This is a genomic window from Kiloniella laminariae (assembly GCF_027214005.1).
Lineage (GTDB): Bacteria > Pseudomonadota > Alphaproteobacteria > Kiloniellales > Kiloniellaceae > Kiloniella > Kiloniella laminariae_A.
In genome coordinates this window covers 290,535-309,098 of record NZ_JAPWGY010000003.1, presented here as the reverse complement: position 1 = coordinate 309,098, position 18,564 = coordinate 290,535, and the positions used below count along the sequence as shown (strand labels likewise).

Sequence of the window (18,564 nt, the reverse complement as noted above, 5' to 3'; positions counted from 1 at the left end):
ATTAATAATACAACCAGAATGTGTGTATACTAGGTCAATCAAACGGCTGTCCCAATAGTAAACAGGACCCGGTATGAGCGTCTCAAGCGACGGTAACCTTAAACACCAGACAATTTTGGCCAACTGTGAACGGCTGGTTCATCACAGCCCTCTGGGTATGTACTCAGCCGATGCAGAGGGGATTTTTCAGGCCGCCAATCCAGCCCTGATGCGCATTTTCGGGACAGATGATTCTGACATTTTTTATGAACGAGTGATAAAACAGGGACACAGTATTTTTGTGGATCCCGAAACTCGGAAAAATTTCTTGCGACAGCTTGAACAAGAAGGAGAGGCCAGGTCAAAACCCTGCCAGATATACAAAATTGACGGTTCAGTGCAGTGGATCAACGAGAGCTGTATTACCCTTCGTGATTCAAGAGGGAAAACAATAGCGATTGAAGGCTATATCGAGGCACTGGCCTGTGCTCCCATACACGAAGGCAGCGAACTGGTACCTGAAAGACGCTTTCGTTCCATCTTTGATCAGGTGCAGAACCTAGCTGTTCAGGGATATGATCAAAATCGCAAGGTGATCTACTGGAACAATGCCAGTAGCAACCTGTACGGTTACACCACCGATGAAGCCCTTGGTCAGAAACTCGAGGATTTGATAATCCCCGACACCCTGCGCCGAAGTGTAATAAAAGCCCACAACCACTGGCTCAAGGGCGGTCCTCCTATTCCTTCTGGCGAAATCAATCTGAAACGCAAGGACGGCAAACTTGTGCCGGTCTATTCCAACCATGTTCTCTTGACCAATGGCCAGAATGAACAGGAAATGTACTGTATTGACGTCAACCTGACCGAGGTAAAAAAAGTAGAACGGGCCCTGCGGAAAGCAAAAAATCATGCAGAAAGAGCCAGCAGGGCAAAAACAGCTTTTCTGGCAACCATGAGCCACGAGTTACGCACCCCCCTCAATGCCATCATCGGCTTTTCCGAAGCGATGACCCAAAAAATTTACGGCGCCCTCGGCCATGCCCGCTATCAGGAATATGTCAATGATATCCACGCCAGTGGCAATCACCTCCTGAGAGTTATCAATGACATTCTTGATCTGACGATGATCGAAGCAGGAGAATATTATCAAACACCCGAAAATGTAGATTTGATTTCAACCATCGAACACACTCTTCGGCTTGTTCAAAGCAAAAACACCAACCACAAAGTCACCTTGAGTACCCAAATTCAGCCTGACTGCCCGCCAATCAGAATCGATCCCAATAGCCTGAAGCAAATTCTGGCAAACCTGATTTCAAACGCCTTCAAGTTTACGGAATACAGTGGCAATGTCCGGGTTGCAGTGAATTATTCTGAAAAAAACGGCTACACCATCCGGATAGAAGACAATGGCATTGGCATGAACAAAGCCGAAATCGAACAGGCGTTCCGTCCCTTCGCCCAGATAGATGATTCCCTTGGTCGGAAATACGGCGGTATTGGCTTGGGCTTACCGTTGTCCAAATCTTTGGTCGAAATCAGTGGAGGCGCATTGCAACTGAAAAGCAATCCGGGACAAGGTACCAACGTGGTGCTGCGATTTCCGGAAAACCTTGCCGTCAATCCAAATGATCGAAAGCTGCAGAAATATCTAAGATGACATCCTGAATGATTTCTTCGGCAGACCGGGGATCGTCAGATATTAAAAACAAGGCCCCAGATCAGCACCTCCAAGCAGGTGTACATGATAATGCGGCACATCCTGTCTGCCGTGTTCTGCATGATTGGCAAGCAGGCGGTACCCGGTTGCGTCAATCCCCTTTTCCCGTGCGATTTCACCGACTGCCCGGTTAAGAGCAACAATTTCCTCATCCGTGGCATTGGCAGAAAAATCCGCAAAAGAAACATAGGCTCCCTTGGGAATGATCAGAACATGTACCGGTGCTTTTGGGGCAATATCGTTGAAAGCAAGAACATGATCGTTTTCAAAAACCTTGGTGCAGGGAATTTCGCCGCGCAGGATCTTTGCAAAAATATTGTTCGAATCATATGCCATTGTCTGCTTTCCCCTAATGTAAGGATATCTGCCTGTCAGTGTCTGAAACGGGGCAGGAACTACTCAGAAAAATAACTTAACCAGATCAATACCTTTCTGGTCAAGAACCAGAATCATTTCACTTTCCGTGAGGCTTTCTCGGCGATTCCCGAGATCCCCTTGCGCCCTTCAAGCGCCGTCCAGACTTCTGCTGGTTTTATGCCTCGTTCAGCCCAGAGAACCATTAGGTGATACAACAGATCTGCGGATTCAGAAATGACTCCTTCGCGCGGGCCGGAAACAGCCTCAATCACCACCTCGACGGCCTCTTCCCCCACCTTCTGCGAGATCTTGTGAATCCCCTTGGCAAAAAGATTGGCTGTATGGGACTGCGCGGGATCATCCCCCTTGCGGCTGAGAACAACCTTGTAAAGTTCATCCAGAAGTGCTGCAGAGATATCTTCATCAAGCTCTTCAGACATGGGGAGCCTCCGTCGTCAGGCGCACGGCAACCCCGGCCTTGGCCATGTGTTCTTTGGCCTCGGCAATGCTGTGCGTTCCAAAATGAAAAATTGACGCAGCCAGAACCGCTGTCGCATGACCTTCGCGAACGCCATCAACCAGATGATCAAGATTGCCAACACCGCCTGATGCAATGACAGGTATCCTCACCGCATCGGCAATGGCCCGGGTTAGAGACAGATTGTAGCCCTGCTTGGTGCCATCGCGATCCATCGAGGTCAGCAACAGCTCTCCCGCACCCAGGCTTTCCATTTTCCGGGCCCATTCAACCGCATCCAGCCCGGTTTCCTTGCGTCCACCATGGGTAAAGATTTCATACTTTCCCGGGGCAACTTCCTTGGCATCAATCGCCACAACAATGCATTGGCTGCCAAATTTTTCGCTGGCTTGACGCACAAATTCAGGATTTGTCACGGCTGTTGTGTTAATCGAAACCTTGTCAGCCCCCGCCAGCAACAGGGCCCGGATATCCTCAAGCGTTCTGATTCCGCCCCCAACGGTCAGGGGCATGAAACACTCCTCGGCCGTCTGGGAGACCACATCCAGCATAATATCGCGTTTTTCATGGCTGGCGGTGATATCCAGAAAACAAAGCTCGTCCGCTCCGGCCTTGTCATAGAGACGCGCCTGTTCAACAGGATCTCCCGCATCGCGCAGGCCAACAAAATTGACCCCCTTGACGACGCGCCCATCCTTGACATCAAGACAGGGAATAATCCGTGCTTTCAGCATGTTATTCTCCAGAAACTAAGCCGCAGATCCGGCAGGAGTTGATCCATTCGCGATTAACAAGGCTTCTTTTGGATCAATCCGGCCGTCATAGATGGAACGACCACAGATCACACCTTCGATCCCGGTATCTTCAACCGCCTTGAGTTGACGAATATCCTCGACCGAGGCGACCCCGCCCGAAGCAATCACAGGAATGGATATCGCGCGGGCCAGGTTGGCTGTTGCCTCTACGTTACAGCCCTGTAACAGGCCATCCCGGTCAATATCCGTATAGACAATGGCACTGACGCCGGCATTTTCAAACTTCCGTGCCAGCTCGGTCGCCTCCAGATCACTGGTTTCGGCCCAGCCTTCTGTCGCCACCATCCCACCGCGGGCATCAATACCAACCACGATTTTGCCGGGAAAGGTCTTGCAGGCCTCGATTACCAGCGCCGGATTTTTTACCGCAACAGTACCGAGAATAACCCGGGACACACCCGCTTCAAGCCATTGCTCAATCGTTTTCAGGTCACGAATCCCGCCGCCCAACTGGGTTGGCATGGAAACCGTAGCCACAATTTTTTCTACTGCCGCACGATTGACCGGACGGCCCTCAAAAGCGCCATTCAGATCAACCATATGCAGAAACTGAAAACCAGCGTCCTCAAATTCCTTCGCCTGGGCAGCGGGATTGGAATTGAACACCGTCGCGGTATTCATCTCTCCCTTGAGAAGCCGAACAGCTTCCCCGTCCTTCAGGTCAATTGCCGGAAACACAATCACAACTTATCTCCCTCAGGAAGCATTCAAAATTTTACTGTAGAAATGCCCGGCAACCCACTGATCATTGACACGGGCATAGGTGTGCTGGGTCCCCCAGCGGGTAAAGCCAACCTGTTCATAAACCCGGATCGCCTGTTTCTGGGTTTCGCGCACATCAAGATTCAACACGCTCAGGCCCCGGTCAATTGCGGCCTTTTCCACGGCCTTGACCATCTGGGCTGCCAGTCCGTGGCCTCGTGCCCAAGGTGCGAGAAAGAACGAGGAAAGCTGACCTGAATGAGCCTGGGCCTCATTGTTGCGCGGCTGACAATGTAACTGGGCCGATCCGCAGATCGTGCCGTCAAGTCGGGCGACAAAAATCTGCCGTCCTGGAACCAGCAGGGTTCCGCGCCAGTGATTTTCCATGATTTCACGTTCAGGAACCCGCAACCAGCCAAAGCCTCCGCCAGCTTCAATTGCAGATTCCGTCGCATCGCAAAGATCATAAAGATCCGGTCCGCGGAATTCAGTAAGTTCGTTTACCTCGGTTGTCGGGGCAAGATCCGGCATCTGGGGAGTCACGTTCAGGGGTTCCACTTCAGGAAGTTGCTAAATAGGTTCAGCCCGGCAGACTGACTTTTTTCAGGATGAAACTGTGTCCCGATCATATTATCGCGGCCAATAACAGCGGTGAGCGCATCACCATAGTCAACCTGGGCCAGGATATGGTCATTGTTCTCAGGGATATAGTGGTAGCTGTGGACAAAGTAAACATGTGTCCCGTTATCCAGACCATCCAGTACCGGATGCGGACGCCGGATATTCAGCTCGTTCCAACCCATATGCGGTATCTTCAGGCTCTGGTCTTCAGGGTCCATTTTCACCACTTCACCAGGAATCCAGCCCAGACCCTCACAATCACGATACTCGCGACCAACCGAAGCCATCAGTTGCATCCCGACACAGACACCCATAAAGGGTTTACCCTGTTGCAAAACTGACTCGCGCAGGACTTCAACCATACCTTCTGCCGCATTAAGGCCCTGCCAGCAGTCAGCAAAAGCGCCAACCCCCGGCAAAACAATATGATCAGCCTGGCGCACTTTCTCAGGGTCAGCTGTGACCTGAACAGCTGTTGTCAGTCCGGCTTCCCGGGCAGAGCGTTCGAACGCCTTCGCAGCGGAACGCAGGTTGCCTGATCCATAATCAATGATCGCAAGCGTCATGGAATGCACCTCATCACGTTTTTTCTCTCGTTTGTGCCCTGTTTTTCTGCCCGGAGACCTTCCGGACCAGAATCAGAGCACACCTTTGGTAGATGGGACTTCGTCAGCTTTACGCGGATCGATCTCGATCGCTTCACGGATCGACCGGGCCAGGGCCTTGAAGCAGGATTCAATGATATGGTGGTTGTTGAACCCATGCAGCTGATCGACATGCAAGGTCATACCGGCGTTAAAAGCAAAGGCCTGGAACCATTCACGGAACAGCTCGGTGTCCATGTCACCAATCTTATCGCGGTCAAACTCGACATTCCAGACCAGATAGGGGCGGTTGGACAGATCCAGCGCCACCCGGCTCAGTGCTTCGTCCATTGGAAGCAGGCAAGAACCATACCGCTTGATGCCTTTTCTGTCGCCCAGAGCCTGTTTGAAGGCCTGACCCAGCGCAATCCCTGAATCTTCTGTTGTGTGATGAAAGTCGATGTGCAGGTCACCCTTGGCCCGCAGGGTAATATCCATCAGGGAATGACGGGAAAGCTGCTCGATCATATGATCGAGGAATCCAACACCGGTTTCGACATCGTACTTGCCGCTGCCATCCAGGTTAATGGTCGCTGTAATCTGCGTTTCGTTGGTGTTGCGCTCTATGCTTGCCTGCCGCACGGGCTGTCCTTCCCAATAACTGGACCGAAAGCACCACTTTCCGGGGCGCAAACGGGAATTGTATAGACGACTGACCTTCTGTTTTGTCAGAAAAGCCGCGGCTTTTGTAGCAGGTCAGCGGCCCCGATTCCAGAGATGATTCAATAATACTGATCCTGAACACACTAACTTGCCGATGCTTCCCCAACAGCAGCCTTCCTTCCGCCCGTTGTCATCCCTTGGGCAAATCTGTATGACATGAAACTGAAATTGAAGAGCATGCCAGAGGAGGGAAAGCGAGAAGGAAAAAAACTTCATCGCAATCCGGAAAAGAATTCCTATTTTAAGGCATCCTCTCTTGAAGTGACACAACGAACGGACCATTTCAAAACCATGTCTGAACACGATCCAATCAAATGGCGCGGCACGACAATTCTCTCCGTCCGCAAAGGTAACAAGGTGGTTATTGCCGGTGACGGCCAGGTAAGCCTTGGCAACACCGTTATCAAGGCAAATGCCCGCAAGGTCCGACGACTGGGAAAAGGCGATGTCATCGCTGGTTTTGCTGGTGCTACAGCTGATGCTTTCACCCTTTTCGAACGCCTCGAAGCCAAGCTTGAAACCTATCCGGGCCAACTGACCCGGGCCTGTGTTGAACTGGCCAAGGATTGGCGTACCGATCGCTATCTTCGTCGCCTCGAAGCCATGATGGTCGTTGCTGATGCCGATACCTCGTTGATTCTGACTGGTAACGGCGATGTGCTGGAGCCGGAAGACGGGCTGATGGGTATCGGATCCGGCGGCTCTTTCGCCCTCTCTGCCGCACGAGCCCTGATTGATATTGATGGCCTTGAAGCCGAAGAAATTGCCAGAAAATCCTTGGGTATTGCAGCTGATATCTGTGTCTATACCAACAGCAACCTGACGGTTGAAAGCATCGACACCAAAGAAAAATAAACCCATTAAAAGCCACGACCTCAAAGAATTCGAGCGGTAAATTATGACAGAACTCGCCCCACAGCACGCCAGTGCCTTCAGCCCACGCGAAATCGTTTCGGAGCTGGATCGTTATATTGTCGGCCAGAATGAGGCCAAACGCGCCGTGGCAATTGCCCTGCGCAACCGCTGGCGCCGTCAGCAACTTCCCGAAGAAATGCGCGAGGAAGTTCTGCCAAAAAACATCCTGATGATCGGCCCCACTGGCGTGGGGAAAACTGAAATCGCCCGCCGTCTTGCCAAGTTGGCGAACGCACCTTTCCTCAAGGTAGAAGCCACCAAATTCACTGAAGTCGGCTATGTCGGACGCGATGTTGAACAGATCATCCGGGACCTGGTAGATACCTCGATCCTGCTCGCGCGGGAAAACCAGCGCAAGTCTGTTGTGGCCAAGGCCGAACTGAACGCAGAAAATCGTGTTCTGGATGCCCTGGTTGGTGAAGGAGCTAGCGAGGAAACCCGCCAGAAATTCCGCAAGATGCTGCGTGAAGGCCAGCTGAAAGACAAGGAAATCGAGATCGAGGTCATCGATCACAGCGGCATGCAGATGCCGACCATGGATATACCGGGTATGCCCGGAGCAAGCATGGGCATGCTCAATCTTGGTGATATTTTTGGCAAGAGCTTTGGCCAAAAAACCAAAAAACGCCGGGTCAAGGTCGAGGAATCTTACGATCTGCTCATGGCCGAAGAAAGCGACAAGCTGCTCGATGAAGAAAGTATTGTTGGCGAAGCCATTCGCAATGTTGAACAGAACGGTATTGTCTTCCTCGACGAGATCGACAAGATCACCATTCGCTCGGAACGCAGTGGCGGCGATGTCAGCCGGGAAGGGGTTCAACGCGACCTCTTGCCTTTGATCGAAGGCACCACGGTCAGCACCAAACATGGCGCGGTCAAAACCGACCATATTCTCTTCATTGCCTCTGGCGCTTTCCATCTCTCCAAGCCCTCGGACATGCTGCCTGAACTGCAGGGACGTCTGCCCATCCGGGTTGAACTCAATGCCCTGACGCGCGATGACATGAAACGGATTCTGACCGAGCCGGAAAACAGTCTGATCAAACAATATGTTGCCCTGATGGGTACAGAAGATCTGACACTTTCCTTCGAGGACGCATCGATCGATGCCCTGGCGGATCTTGCCGCCGAGATCAACAGCTCGGTAGAGAATATCGGCGCCCGTCGTCTTCATACTGTCCTGGAAAAACTGCTCGAGGAAATCTCCTTCACCGCGACGGACAGAGGGGGAGAAACTGTGGTCATTACCGCAGATCTGGTTGCTGAACGGGTCTCTGGCCTGGCCAAGGATACCGATCTGTCAAAATTCATTCTCTAGGTCCGGAGGGGCAATACATGAAGCAACGCTATCGCTTTATCACCGGCAAGGATGATGACCAGTTTTGCAAAAGGGTATCACAGGCCCTGAACGACGGATATCATCTCTATGGTTCGCCTTCGCTGACCTTCAACGGAACAGAGGTTATCTGTGGTCAGGCCGTCGTCTGGCCCACTGGTGACAAGAATTCGGATACCAAAACAGCATAGTCTTGTTCATCAAGGCTCATCGTCCAGGGATCTGACACTCTGTGCAACGAGTCGGCACCAACAGCGTAAACAGGCGGGATCATTTCGACCCGCCTGTTTTTACAGAACTAACGCTGTTCTTTACCTGCATCTGATTACCGGTTCAGCTATCGGCACGATTGCTCGCATAAAGCGGGATTTTCGGATCAACCCCTTGGGCAAAAACATTGAGCTGCGAAGCATAAACCCGCTCGAACAGTTCTTGCTCATAGACACCAAAGTCACGAGCCGGAGGGGCGATCAGGTGAAAATGACCATATTCATCAACCCCGCGTACCAGCATCGCATAATCCTTTTCGCCGACCTGCTGGCGAACCCTTGGCGTGATATAACGGATAGCCACCCCAATGCGTCTGTCACCAGAAGCATTCGCACCTGATCCATGAAAGATCCGCCCGTGATGGAGCGACAGCTGCCCGGGCTCCAGCTCCACGGCAACAGCTTCTTCCTCATGAACCTCAACCGCAATTTCCTGCCCACGTGAAAGCAGATTGTTGGCATTGAACGTATCCCTGTGTGGCACGATCATGTTTTGGTGAGAGCCCGGAACAAATTTCATACAGCCGCTGGCCTGGTCTGAACGGGAAAGAGCCAGCCACGCTGTGACTTCTTCCGCTTCCTCCCCAAGACCCCAGTAGGTCAGATCCTGATGCCAGGAAATCATCCGGGTCGATCCCGCTTCCTTGATAAAAAACTCGCAACTCCAGACCAGAAGATCTGGTCCAAGCAGCTGTTCCACAGCGCCCAATATTCTTGAATCTTGTGACAAGTCTGCCGCCAGCATACTGAGATAATGTGCAGTGCCCCGAAGATACTCATTCAGAGGGCGCTTCAGCGGAGGATGTGCCCCCGCTTCCAGATCTTCCAGCCGTTTTCGACAGGCCCTTGCCTCTTCTGCAGTCATGATTTCCAGCGGAAAAACATAACCGTCCCGTTCAAAGTTCTCGCGCAGATCTTTGTCTGCCATCTGATGTTTCATTTCATTCCCCATGAACACTGTGTCCAGGGAATAGCATTGGCCTGTTCCAAGCATTAGCAAAATGATATTATTATAGCCTCAGAGCAAGTTTAACTATTGCTGGATAAAAATGCAGTTTGACCATCTTCCTCCACTACAGTGGCTACGTGTTTTTGAAGCAGCAGCCCGGCAGCAGAACTTTGCCGGGGCGGCCCGCGAGCTGGCCATGACACCTTCAGCAATCAGCCAGCAAATCAAGGCGCTCGAATCCCGCCTGGGCTGGCAACTCTTTACCCGCAGTGCCCACGGTGTCCAACTCAATAAAAGTGGGCGGGATTATTTGCCTGTGGTGCAGCAAGCCTTGCAGATCCTCAATGCCGGGACCGGAGCAGTCTTTGGCAAGAACAGACAAAAACCTCTAGTAATCCGCTGCTCTTTGGCTTTTGCCTGCTTCTGGCTTTCCCCCAGACTGTCTGACTTTCGGGAACTTTATCCTGAAATTCAACTCCAGCTGCTGTGCAGTGATACCACCGAAATTTCGGTAGAAGAGCGCTCGGACATTCGGATCATCTTTGGTGGCAGTCACCCGCCGGAACGTACCGAAGAACTCTTTGGCGAGGTCATCTTTCCTGTCTGCACTCCCGCCATTGCCGGATGCCTGCAGGACCCGAGAGACCTTGGTACCTTTCCTTTGATCGAGATTTCAGGGCACAAGGTTGGCTGGAGCCACTATCTCAGTGCAACTGGGGTTGAGGACAGTATCGATATCGAACGTATTGTCGCCGATAACACAGTTCTGGGTTTTTCCATGGCTGCTGCGGGCTGTGGCATAGCATTGGCCCGCGCTCCCCTGACCGACCTCGCCTTGACCCAATTCGGGCTTGTTTCCCCTTTTGATATCAAAATTCCGGGCCCGGAACGATTTCATCTGCTGTTACAGCCTGCCGCCATACAAAGTGAAACGGGACGCATATTTCGACAGTGGTTGAAAAATCGCATCCGGATAGAACAAAATGATAAGTAGGACAATTACTTAAGAAGAAAATGATCAAAAGATGATCCGACCATAACCAGACTCACTTCCCGTTATCTTCCGGTAAAAAGTCATCGTCTACCCCCATGATCTTCATCATGGCTTCGATCTGTTCATCCGAAAGCCCGGCTATTTTTTCGGCAAGACAATTGGCCAGATAAGTCGCCTTGGGGGTCAAACCAGCTGTATTGACCGAAACCTTGGGGTCTGAGCGTATCGCCAGCTCTTCCAGTTCTTCGGCATCATCCCAGATAATATTGAGGTACTGGCAAACCCGGTGGACAAAACGTCTGCTTGGTTGCCCGCGATGTCCATGCTCGACCGATGACAGATAGGCCGAAGACACACCCAGGCCCTTCGCCATTTCCTTCATGGTGAGCTGGCGTTGTGCACGAATCTCGCGAAGTTTCTGTCCAAAGGGTGTCATATCAACATTACATAATATTATCAGCGAGCTAGGCCATAGCTTGGGTGAGGGACAGTCTCTAACTTTCTCGCGTTCTTTTCAAGAGAACATATAAAGCCCCGCTGCCGCCATGGTGATGTTTGGCATGACTGAAGGCAAGAATCGCGCTGCGGTTGGGTTCTTCGTTCAGCCAGCGCGGCACCATGGCTTTCAGGACTCCCTCGGAATGCGGGCCGGATCCCTTGCCTGTAATCACCAGAACATTACGCAGATCACGTGCCCGACAGCTGGCAACAAAGCGCTGGAGCGAAGCCTGCGCCTGCGCCTGGGTCTGTCCATGGAGATCCAGCACGGCCTCCAGCGGCAGTTTCCCCTTGGTAAAACGTTCGGCCTGTCGGCGGTCCATATCATGAACCTGACCATGTGACAGAGCCGATGCCTGTTTGGGAAATTTGCTGGGTCGTGTCTGATTTGGCGCAGAACGATAGGCCTTGAAAGGAATACCTTCAGCCTTGTTTTCCGGATCGTCATCACCTGTATCCGGATCAACCCACGGCTGGGGCAACGTGCGACCAAAAACAAAATAATCCCTCTGCTCCAAAGGCTTGACTGTTTTTGACACCATGCGCCAAAGGCTGGTTTCCTCAGCTGGTTTCCCTGAAATTTTTACAGAATTTTTTACTGGTTTTTTTGTCGGCACTTTTACAAAACCATCCGGTTCCGAAGAAGGCTTCGCCCAGGCCGGGGATTCCCCCTGGCTGCTCTTTGCCTTTATGGATCTGGATTTCTGTTTTCTCGCCACAAGTTCTACCGAAAGGCTTTCTCAGCAAGAACATCGTTGTTCGTTACCGAACCAATCCTCTACGCACCGAGAGCCTTTTCCCACTCCATCGTCATAACAAAAGGCCGATCCTGAAACTCGTCTCTTCAAACAAATCCACAGACACGGCGCTCTATCTTGGTTGTCGAGGTACTGAACTTGACCTGTTTTGGCAAGAAACTTATCGGCAACGCATCATCACAAAGCTGGCAAGCCCCTTAAACTCTTGTGCGCGTTCTTAGCTGCTTGCATCTCTTTTTGCGGCAACGGATTTTGGCAACAACAGGTAATAGCTGCCTTTTTGCTTCATGCCACCAGCTTGTGCCAGGGCAGCTTCGCCCGGCCCCCAGAAGAAATCACCCCGGATCGGTCCGCGAATGGCGCTGCCGGTATCCTGTGCGACCATCAGCCGTTGCAACGGCCTGTCAGAGCCGGGCCAGGTCGTATCGAGCCACAGGGGCACGCCAAGCGGCATAAACCGCGGATCCACCGCCAGAGAACGGGCAGGGGTCAGGGGAACACCCATGGCACCAATCGGTCCATCCCCCTCGATCTTGCGGAAAAAGATAAAGCGTTTGTTCCGGTTCATAATCTCGCGGGCCTTGTCCGGGTTGGCCCTCAGCCAGTCCCGGATCGACTGCATCGAAACCTGATCTTTAGGCAGCACTTTTTCATCAATCAGAGCCCGTCCAATCGCATAAAACTTGTGCCCGTTATTGCCCGCATACCCGACCCGGATGATCTGCCCATCGGGCAGGGTCACCATACCCGACCCCTGAATGTGCAGAAAGAAGACATCAACCGGATCATCCGCCCAGAGAACTTCTACGGCCTTGTTATCCAGGACACCTTTCTCAATCTCGTTCCGGTCATGATAAGGGATCAACCGGTTGCCTTCGACGCGCCCGGCCAGAACGGTTCCTTTGAGTTCTTCATCAAAATCGCTCAGCTTGATCGAAACCAGATCCTGGGGCACGCCATAAAGCGGGTATTTATAAGTAGCGTCCTGAACCAGCGACCCTTTCAGCTCGGCTTCGTAATACCCGGTGAAGGTACCTTCTCTGCTGTCGTTATTATAAACCTGATAGGGAACAAGATTTTCTTCCATCCAGAGCGAAATATCCCGGGGGCTTTCAGCCGTGGACATAAAGTCATTCAGGGAATGGCAAAGCGGCTTCCAGTCTGCGGCGGTGCCTGCTACGGCATCTGGCCCAACAGTCTTGCTATCTGGCCAGCTCTGAAACCTGCCACAGCTTCGAACAAGGGCCGGATAGGCTTCTTGCATCTGATCGCTCTGCCAACCGGGCAGGGCGGCATAGTCAACCCGGAAAAGAGAGAGGCTGTCTTCCTGTGCCGTTCCTGAAGGGGGCGGCGTTGCCTGGTCTTTCCCCTCGCAGGCAGCAAGGCCCAGAACAAGACACAACATACCGATCCGCCATCCACGGCTGGACAAGGAGACGGATTTCTTTGAAATAGCAGATTGTGACAAAGAAGAATGATCAGTAGCCGACAACAGAAATCCCCCGGTGCTCGTGTTTCGATTGGAAAAGCAGTTCAGGGAAGTCTAGTTGGGGCTGCGGGTTTCCACCAGTAGCCAATTTGGGTTTTTGCTTCGGGTATCCCGGGCGAAGCTCCAGATATCTGTGACCTTTGCTGTGTGATTGGAATCCCCGTCAACAACCTGGCCTTCGGCATCCCGGGTCACGTTGACCTGCTGGGATACAAACTTCACGGTAACAACCGCATAGCGCCCGCGCATTTCGGCATCGACAATATCCACATCTGAAACACCCACCAGCACGGTCTCATGGGTCTGGTTTGCCGCTTCCCGGTCATCAATCGCCGTCTGAAAGTCCCGATAGACCTCATCAGCCAGCAGATCCCGAAGGGTATTCTTGTCACCCGATGCATAGGCCGCGACGATCATTTCAAAAGCGATACCCGCGCCCTGGACGAACTCTTTTGAATCAAAATCACGATCCTGTTTTTCTATTTCCGACAAACCGGCAGCCAGGGCAGAGTCTGCAGGCAGGATATCGTCTGCCATTTTGCCCGCATGCAAAGAGCTGGCGTGGACTTCTTTCACCGGTTCTGCTCGGGAATCATCTGCAAACGGACTGTCTTTGCCCTGGTGACGGTCACGGGGAGGCAGGTTGACCACGTTGTCTTTGGATGACTTGTCATCGACAAAAGAGTCCTGACCAGGTCTCTTTTCAAATCCTGTGCGTTTTCCCAGGGTACTGCGAAGACGCAAAGCCAGAAAAACGGCGACAGCTGCGAGGAGAATTATTTCAAGAACCGGGAAACCGTTACCCATAGGTGATTATGTTCCAATAAATATTGACCAACTACTGGCTAGAGGCCCGTACAGCCCCTATATTCACAGTCATCTTACCTACTTTAAATAAGCAACTGCTTAAGAAAGAGCAAGTATGGGAATTGTTTTCCTTTTTCTTTTTATCGGGATTCCGCTGTTGGAAATTGCCGTCCTGATCCAGGTCGGGGACCAGATCGGTCTCTGGAGTACGATCGGACTCATCATTCTGACGGCTGTTATCGGGACCTGGATGCTGAAACGACAGGGACTTGCCACACTTGCACGGGCGCAAACACAATTGAATCAGGGCGCTATACCTGCACAGGAACTGTTTGACGGGCTGTGCCTGCTCGCTGCGGGTGCCCTGCTGCTCACCCCCGGATTTGTTACCGACAGCATTGGTTTCAGCCTGTTGCTTCCTCCGGTACGGGAACTGCTGCGCAACACCCTGGGGCAAAGAATTTTTGCCGGTATTCAACAGCAGAGCTTTTACCGTCAGGGACAAGGCCCGCGACCAGGTCCGCAACCAGGCCATCCGGCCGGCAGCTGGAACAAGAATGATGACACCGTGATTGACGGTGACTTCCAGGACGTGACTGAAGACGATACAAAACAGGATCTTGATCGCCTTAAATAACAGGCCTTCAGCCCAGCAACCCGGAATAGTCAAAACAGGTCACGCGGTGTCAATATTTTTGATACCGCGTTTTGCTTTGCCCTCAAAACGCTTACCGACCTGAAGCCGGATCACATCTTCAAACTGATTCACCAGCTATCACACACACTTTACACACACACTTCGTTTTTTTGTGATAGGATGTTGCTGACATCTTCTTTTTCACACACACTACACACACATCATGGCATCAACAAACAGCTGTTTTTTGGAAAATCGGGAAATCAGGCTTTTCAAGCGACAGGACCGGACTTCGGCCTTCTGGCAGGCCGAGTTCAAAATTCCCTGGCGCAGCCGACCAATTGTCAAAAGCACCCGGCAACATGATCTCGAAGCCGCCAAAATCTGGGCCTTGAAGGTCTACCCCGTCATTGTCGGAGACCGTGAGCGTCAGATACAGGCTGACCTGGCCGAAAAACAGCTGTTGATACAGAAATTCAAACCCCGGATCAGGAACGCAAAACACAAGGTGCAGCAGGAAATCATGCTGAGAGTCCTGCAACTGATCGACAGCAACCATGCCATCTCCCAACGCGCCATATCAGACCAGCTCCAGGTTTCCATTGGTGTGATCAACAGCTACTTCACCCTGGCCACAGAAAGCGGCTGGATCAAAAAAGTGACCTCGCATCAACACAAGACTTTTGGCTATATCTATTTTCTCACCGAAACCGGGTCTCGCCACATGGACCAGTTGATCCAGGCACTGCTCCAGAATGGTCTTTCCCTCTTTGATGAAATCAGGTTGGAGTACGCAGAACTGGTCAAACAGGCCGAAGCAAAAAAATGGGGGAAAATTCTTCTGGTCGGGCGAGGAAATCTCGCAGACATCGCCCTGCTTGAACTGCAAAAATCCACTCTGAACCTACTTTATGTCCTTGATCCAGATGCCACAGAACCAGAATTGATCAAGGCCCTGCAATCCTGTGGCGCTGTCATGGTGGCCGATCCCGATCATGCAATACAGACCAGCCGAAAGCTGGCAAAACTCATTTCTCCGGACCTTATCCTGTTACCGACCCTCTGAATTTGAGCTTCTTCGAATTTGATCTTCGTTCCGGCCTTGTTCCGTAGATGTTCCATAATTGGTTCACCAATTGCTACACCGGGGCAGTTTGAGAAAAAAACCTGTCTCTCTTTCGAGTTTCGAACATTGAATTTCCTGTTTCGATTTTCGAACATTGAGAACTTTACCGACTTCCAGCGATGATAATCCCATAAGAAATAAAGACGTGACGGTTCATTGATTATACCGGTCACCACTCGGAAAAGACCCCACGGCTATCGCCCCGTTGCGTTCGCTACCCGGGGCATCAAGGGATAAATGGGAAATGCACATGTCAGATAACAGAAATGATACTCTATCCCGGCGCGATCTGCTCGTATCCGGTGCTGTCACAGCCGCAGCAGGCCTGGCTCTCTCCACACTGGGCTCAAAACAGGTTCGGGCAGAAGCGCCCAAAAAGGGCGGTACCTTGCGCCTGGGGATGGCAGGAGGTGCCACGACGGATTCACTGGACCCTGCAACCCTGACCTCGCACATGCCGACAAATATCACCTGGCAACTGCGCAACAATCTGGTCGAAATCAGCCCCGATGGCGAAGCTGTTCCGGAACTGGCTGAAAGCTGGGATGCCAAAGCCGGGGCCCGGACCTGGGTGTTCAACCTTCGCAAGGGCGTAGAATTTCACAATGGCAAATCGCTTGTTGCTGAAGACGTTGTCTACTCCCTGAACTACCATCGGGGGGAAAACTCCAGCTCCGGGGCCAAGGGACTGGTGACCTCGATTGTGGATATCAAGGCCGACGGCACAAACCAGGTTGTGATCGAACTGGAAAGTGGCAATGCGGACCTTCCCTCGCTGCTGTCCGACTATCACCTGCAGATCGTCCCGGCCGGCACCACTGATTTCAGTGACGGGCAGGGCACAGGCGGCTATCAGCTTCAATCATTTGAGCCCGGTGTTCGCGGCTTGACCACCCGAAATCCGAATTACTGGAAAGAGGGTCGCGCCCATGTCGAGGCAATTGAAACGCTGGGAATCGCAGATGTTGCGGCCAGAACTTCCGCTTTGCAAACCGGCCAGGTTGATCTGATCAACAAGGTTGATCCCAAAACTCTTGGCCTGTTGAAAAGAGCCAAAGGAGTCAGGATTCTTGCCGCCAAGGGCGGGCGCCACCTGCCGTTTCTGATGCGTACCGATACCGATCCCTATACAAACAACGACCTGCGCCTGGCCTTAAAGTACGCCATTGACCGCGAACAGATGCTCCAGACGATCCTTCGTGGCTATGGACAGATTGGCAATGACCACCCGATCCCGATCACGGACCCCTTCCACGCCGGGGACCTGCCGCAGCGTTCATACGATCCGGATAAAGCGGCCTTTCACTTCAAGAAAGCCGGAATGGAGGGTCAGGAAATCACCATTCACACCTCTGATGCGGCCTTTGAAGGCGCCATTGATTCTGCTGTTCTGTTCAAGGAAAGCGCCTCAAGAGCAGGGATCAGTGTCAATGTCCAGCGCGAGCCTGCTGATGGCTACTGGTCCAGTGTCTGGATGCAAAAACCCTTCTGTACCTCTTACTGGTCAGGCCGGCCGACTGCCGACAGTATGCTGTCTGTCGCTTACAAATCCGATGCTGCCTGGAATGACACCTTCTGGAAAAGAGCCGATTTTGACCAGCTGCTGATCGATGCCCGAGCCGAGCTGGACACACAGCGGCGGCGCGAAATGTACCACGATCTGCAAAAAATGATTCATGACGATGGCGGGGCTATCATTCCGGTATTTGCCGATTTCCTTGATGCAGGACGCGATCATGTCAAAGGTTACGCCGGCTCTCCCGATGGTCATCTCAGTGGTGACCGTGCAGGGGAACGCGTATGGCTGGACAGCTAACCTCCAGCTCCCTCAGCAAGCCTGGTCCCCACGGGGTTTTACCGTGGGGACATTTTTTAAAAACAATTGATTTTATTGATAAACCGGGATTTCCATGCAGCTGGTAAGTTACAATATTCAATACGGAAAAGGCCGGGATGGAGCTTTTGATCTCTCCCGTGTCGTCGACCAGATCAGGGACATGGATCTGATTGCGCTTCAGGAAGTCGAGGTAAACTGGAAACGCAGCGGACTGGTCAATCAACCGGAAGAGATTTCAAGACTGCTGCCAGGCTATTACTGGAGCTATCATCCTGCCTTTGATGTCGGCGCAAACTATGGAGATCAGAACGGAATACTGCACCATAACCGCAGGCAGTTCGGCTGCATGATCCTCTCCAAACGTCCGATCCTGTCGAGCAGAATGCATCTGCTGCCCAAGATCGCCTCGCTTAGCCATTACAACAGCGAAACTGGTATACTTGAGGTTCTGGTTGAAACAGATATCGGTCCAGTCGCCTTCTGTTCCCTGCAACTGAGTTCCCTCTCGACCAGAGAACGGCTGCTGCAAATTCGCTCCTTGCTCGATTTTCACCAACGCCGACACCAGCACGGCAGCGTCTGGACCGGTCCGCCCATGGTCCGCAACACAACCGACTGGTCCAATGGAGAGATCCCGATGGGGCAAAGCACTGCCGCAGTATATTTGGGTGATTTCAACCTTGAACCTGCTGGCCCTGAATACGAAATGCTGGCAGGGCCGCTAGACCCTTTTTATGGCCGGGTTGTCTACGAAGACAGCCTGATTGACTGCTGGGAACTGATTCACGGACGTGACAACGCTGGCACGACCTACCCCAAAAATGCTGAATGCGACCGGGACATGCGACTGGATTACTGCTTTGTCACCAGCAATCTTGGACAAAGGGTAAGAGATACCTTTGTCGACCTCCAGGCGATCGCTTCTGATCACCAGCCGCTTTTTGTGACCATGGATCTATAGAAAATT

Annotated in this window: 21 protein-coding genes; 9 read left to right on the top strand and 12 right to left on the bottom strand. The window is 52.2% G+C overall.

Features of this window, described 5'->3' with window-relative positions:
* Window positions 1-73: 73 nt before the first annotated feature.
* On the top strand, window positions 74-1,642 hold the full coding sequence (locus O4H49_RS10505) for a PAS domain-containing sensor histidine kinase (RefSeq protein WP_269423381.1): 1,569 nt from the start codon (window positions 74-76) through the stop codon (window positions 1,640-1,642).
* Window positions 1,643-1,684: 42 nt separating this feature from the next.
* On the opposite strand, the gene O4H49_RS10500 is transcribed toward O4H49_RS10505, so the two are convergent.
* The 7 genes from O4H49_RS10500 to hisB form a co-directional block, all read right to left on the bottom strand.
* Window positions 1,685-2,038 (bottom strand): histidine triad nucleotide-binding protein, encoded by a 354-nt coding sequence (locus O4H49_RS10500; protein WP_269423380.1) that lies wholly within the window; start codon window positions 2,036-2,038, stop codon window positions 1,685-1,687.
* 113 nt (window positions 2,039-2,151) lie between these two features.
* Complete coding sequence (locus tag O4H49_RS10495) at window positions 2,152-2,499, bottom strand: phosphoribosyl-ATP diphosphatase (RefSeq protein ID WP_269423379.1); 348 nt, start codon at window positions 2,497-2,499, stop codon at window positions 2,152-2,154.
* Window positions 2,492-3,271, bottom strand: coding sequence for an imidazole glycerol phosphate synthase subunit HisF (gene hisF / locus O4H49_RS10490; protein ID WP_269423378.1), 780 nt, complete (start codon window positions 3,269-3,271; stop codon window positions 2,492-2,494). The genes O4H49_RS10495 and hisF overlap by 8 nt, the downstream gene beginning before the upstream one ends.
* A gap of 15 nt (window positions 3,272-3,286) precedes the next feature.
* Entirely contained in the window at window positions 3,287-4,036 is a 750-nt protein-coding gene (gene hisA / locus O4H49_RS10485) for a 1-(5-phosphoribosyl)-5-[(5-phosphoribosylamino)methylideneamino]imidazole-4-carboxamide isomerase (RefSeq protein WP_269423377.1), read from the bottom strand.
* 12 nt (window positions 4,037-4,048) lie between these two features.
* Complete coding sequence (locus tag O4H49_RS10480) at window positions 4,049-4,597, bottom strand: GNAT family N-acetyltransferase (RefSeq protein WP_211212083.1); 549 nt, start codon at window positions 4,595-4,597, stop codon at window positions 4,049-4,051.
* Window positions 4,598-4,599: 2 nt separating this feature from the next.
* A complete protein-coding gene (gene hisH / locus O4H49_RS10475) occupies window positions 4,600-5,241 on the bottom strand; it encodes an imidazole glycerol phosphate synthase subunit HisH (RefSeq protein WP_269423376.1) in 642 nt (213 codons plus the stop codon).
* 72 nt (window positions 5,242-5,313) lie between these two features.
* Window positions 5,314-5,901: an imidazoleglycerol-phosphate dehydratase HisB gene (gene hisB, locus O4H49_RS10470; RefSeq protein ID WP_020590450.1), complete on the bottom strand. Its 588-nt coding sequence runs from the start codon at window positions 5,899-5,901 to the stop codon at window positions 5,314-5,316.
* A 372-nt stretch (window positions 5,902-6,273) separates the two neighbouring features.
* Between hisB and hslV the strand changes: the two genes are divergently transcribed.
* From hslV to O4H49_RS10455, 3 genes are read left to right on the top strand one after another with little or no spacing between them, the layout of a single operon-like run.
* The gene (gene hslV, locus O4H49_RS10465; protein ID WP_269423730.1) at window positions 6,274-6,837 is read left to right on the top strand and encodes an ATP-dependent protease subunit HslV; all 564 of its coding nucleotides are present in this window, start codon (window positions 6,274-6,276) and stop codon (window positions 6,835-6,837) included.
* Between the two features lie 43 nt (window positions 6,838-6,880).
* Entirely contained in the window at window positions 6,881-8,215 is a 1,335-nt protein-coding gene (hslU, locus tag O4H49_RS10460; RefSeq protein WP_269423375.1) for an ATP-dependent protease ATPase subunit HslU, read from the top strand.
* Window positions 8,216-8,232: 17 nt separating this feature from the next.
* Complete coding sequence (locus O4H49_RS10455; protein ID WP_269423374.1) at window positions 8,233-8,424, top strand: DUF1737 domain-containing protein; 192 nt, start codon at window positions 8,233-8,235, stop codon at window positions 8,422-8,424.
* 142 nt (window positions 8,425-8,566) lie between these two features.
* Here the strand turns inward: O4H49_RS10455 and O4H49_RS10450 are convergent, their stop codons facing one another.
* Window positions 8,567-9,430: a phytanoyl-CoA dioxygenase family protein gene (locus O4H49_RS10450; RefSeq protein ID WP_269423373.1), complete on the bottom strand. Its 864-nt coding sequence runs from the start codon at window positions 9,428-9,430 to the stop codon at window positions 8,567-8,569.
* A 121-nt stretch (window positions 9,431-9,551) separates the two neighbouring features.
* Here O4H49_RS10450 and O4H49_RS10445 point away from each other — a divergent pair, with 121 nt between their 5' ends.
* Window positions 9,552-10,445, top strand: a complete 894-nt coding sequence (locus O4H49_RS10445; RefSeq protein ID WP_269423372.1) for a LysR family transcriptional regulator — start codon at window positions 9,552-9,554, stop codon at window positions 10,443-10,445.
* Window positions 10,446-10,497: 52 nt separating this feature from the next.
* Here the strand turns inward: O4H49_RS10445 and O4H49_RS10440 are convergent, their stop codons facing one another.
* From O4H49_RS10440 to O4H49_RS10425, 4 genes are all read right to left on the bottom strand, one after another.
* Window positions 10,498-10,881: a helix-turn-helix domain-containing protein gene (locus tag O4H49_RS10440; RefSeq protein WP_269423371.1), complete on the bottom strand. Its 384-nt coding sequence runs from the start codon at window positions 10,879-10,881 to the stop codon at window positions 10,498-10,500.
* A gap of 58 nt (window positions 10,882-10,939) precedes the next feature.
* Window positions 10,940-11,662 (bottom strand): Smr/MutS family protein, encoded by a 723-nt coding sequence (locus O4H49_RS10435; protein WP_269423370.1) that lies wholly within the window; start codon window positions 11,660-11,662, stop codon window positions 10,940-10,942.
* Window positions 11,663-11,918: 256 nt separating this feature from the next.
* The gene (locus O4H49_RS10430) at window positions 11,919-13,193 is read right to left on the bottom strand and encodes a murein transglycosylase A (protein WP_269423369.1); all 1,275 of its coding nucleotides are present in this window, start codon (window positions 13,191-13,193) and stop codon (window positions 11,919-11,921) included.
* A gap of 51 nt (window positions 13,194-13,244) precedes the next feature.
* The gene (locus O4H49_RS10425; RefSeq protein WP_269423368.1) at window positions 13,245-13,997 is read right to left on the bottom strand and encodes a Tim44/TimA family putative adaptor protein; all 753 of its coding nucleotides are present in this window, start codon (window positions 13,995-13,997) and stop codon (window positions 13,245-13,247) included.
* A 115-nt stretch (window positions 13,998-14,112) separates the two neighbouring features.
* On the opposite strand from O4H49_RS10425, the gene O4H49_RS10420 reads away from it, so the two are divergent.
* From O4H49_RS10420 to O4H49_RS10405, 4 genes are all read left to right on the top strand, one after another.
* Window positions 14,113-14,634: an FxsA family protein gene (locus tag O4H49_RS10420; RefSeq protein ID WP_269423367.1), complete on the top strand. Its 522-nt coding sequence runs from the start codon at window positions 14,113-14,115 to the stop codon at window positions 14,632-14,634.
* Window positions 14,635-14,857: 223 nt separating this feature from the next.
* Window positions 14,858-15,700, top strand: a complete 843-nt coding sequence (locus O4H49_RS10415) for a hypothetical protein (RefSeq protein ID WP_269423366.1) — start codon at window positions 14,858-14,860, stop codon at window positions 15,698-15,700.
* Window positions 15,701-16,010: 310 nt separating this feature from the next.
* Window positions 16,011-17,576: an ABC transporter substrate-binding protein gene (locus O4H49_RS10410; protein ID WP_269423365.1), complete on the top strand. Its 1,566-nt coding sequence runs from the start codon at window positions 16,011-16,013 to the stop codon at window positions 17,574-17,576.
* Window positions 17,577-17,670: 94 nt separating this feature from the next.
* Window positions 17,671-18,558: an endonuclease/exonuclease/phosphatase family protein gene (locus tag O4H49_RS10405; RefSeq protein WP_269423364.1), complete on the top strand. Its 888-nt coding sequence runs from the start codon at window positions 17,671-17,673 to the stop codon at window positions 18,556-18,558.
* The last annotated feature ends 6 nt before the right edge of the window (window positions 18,559-18,564 follow it).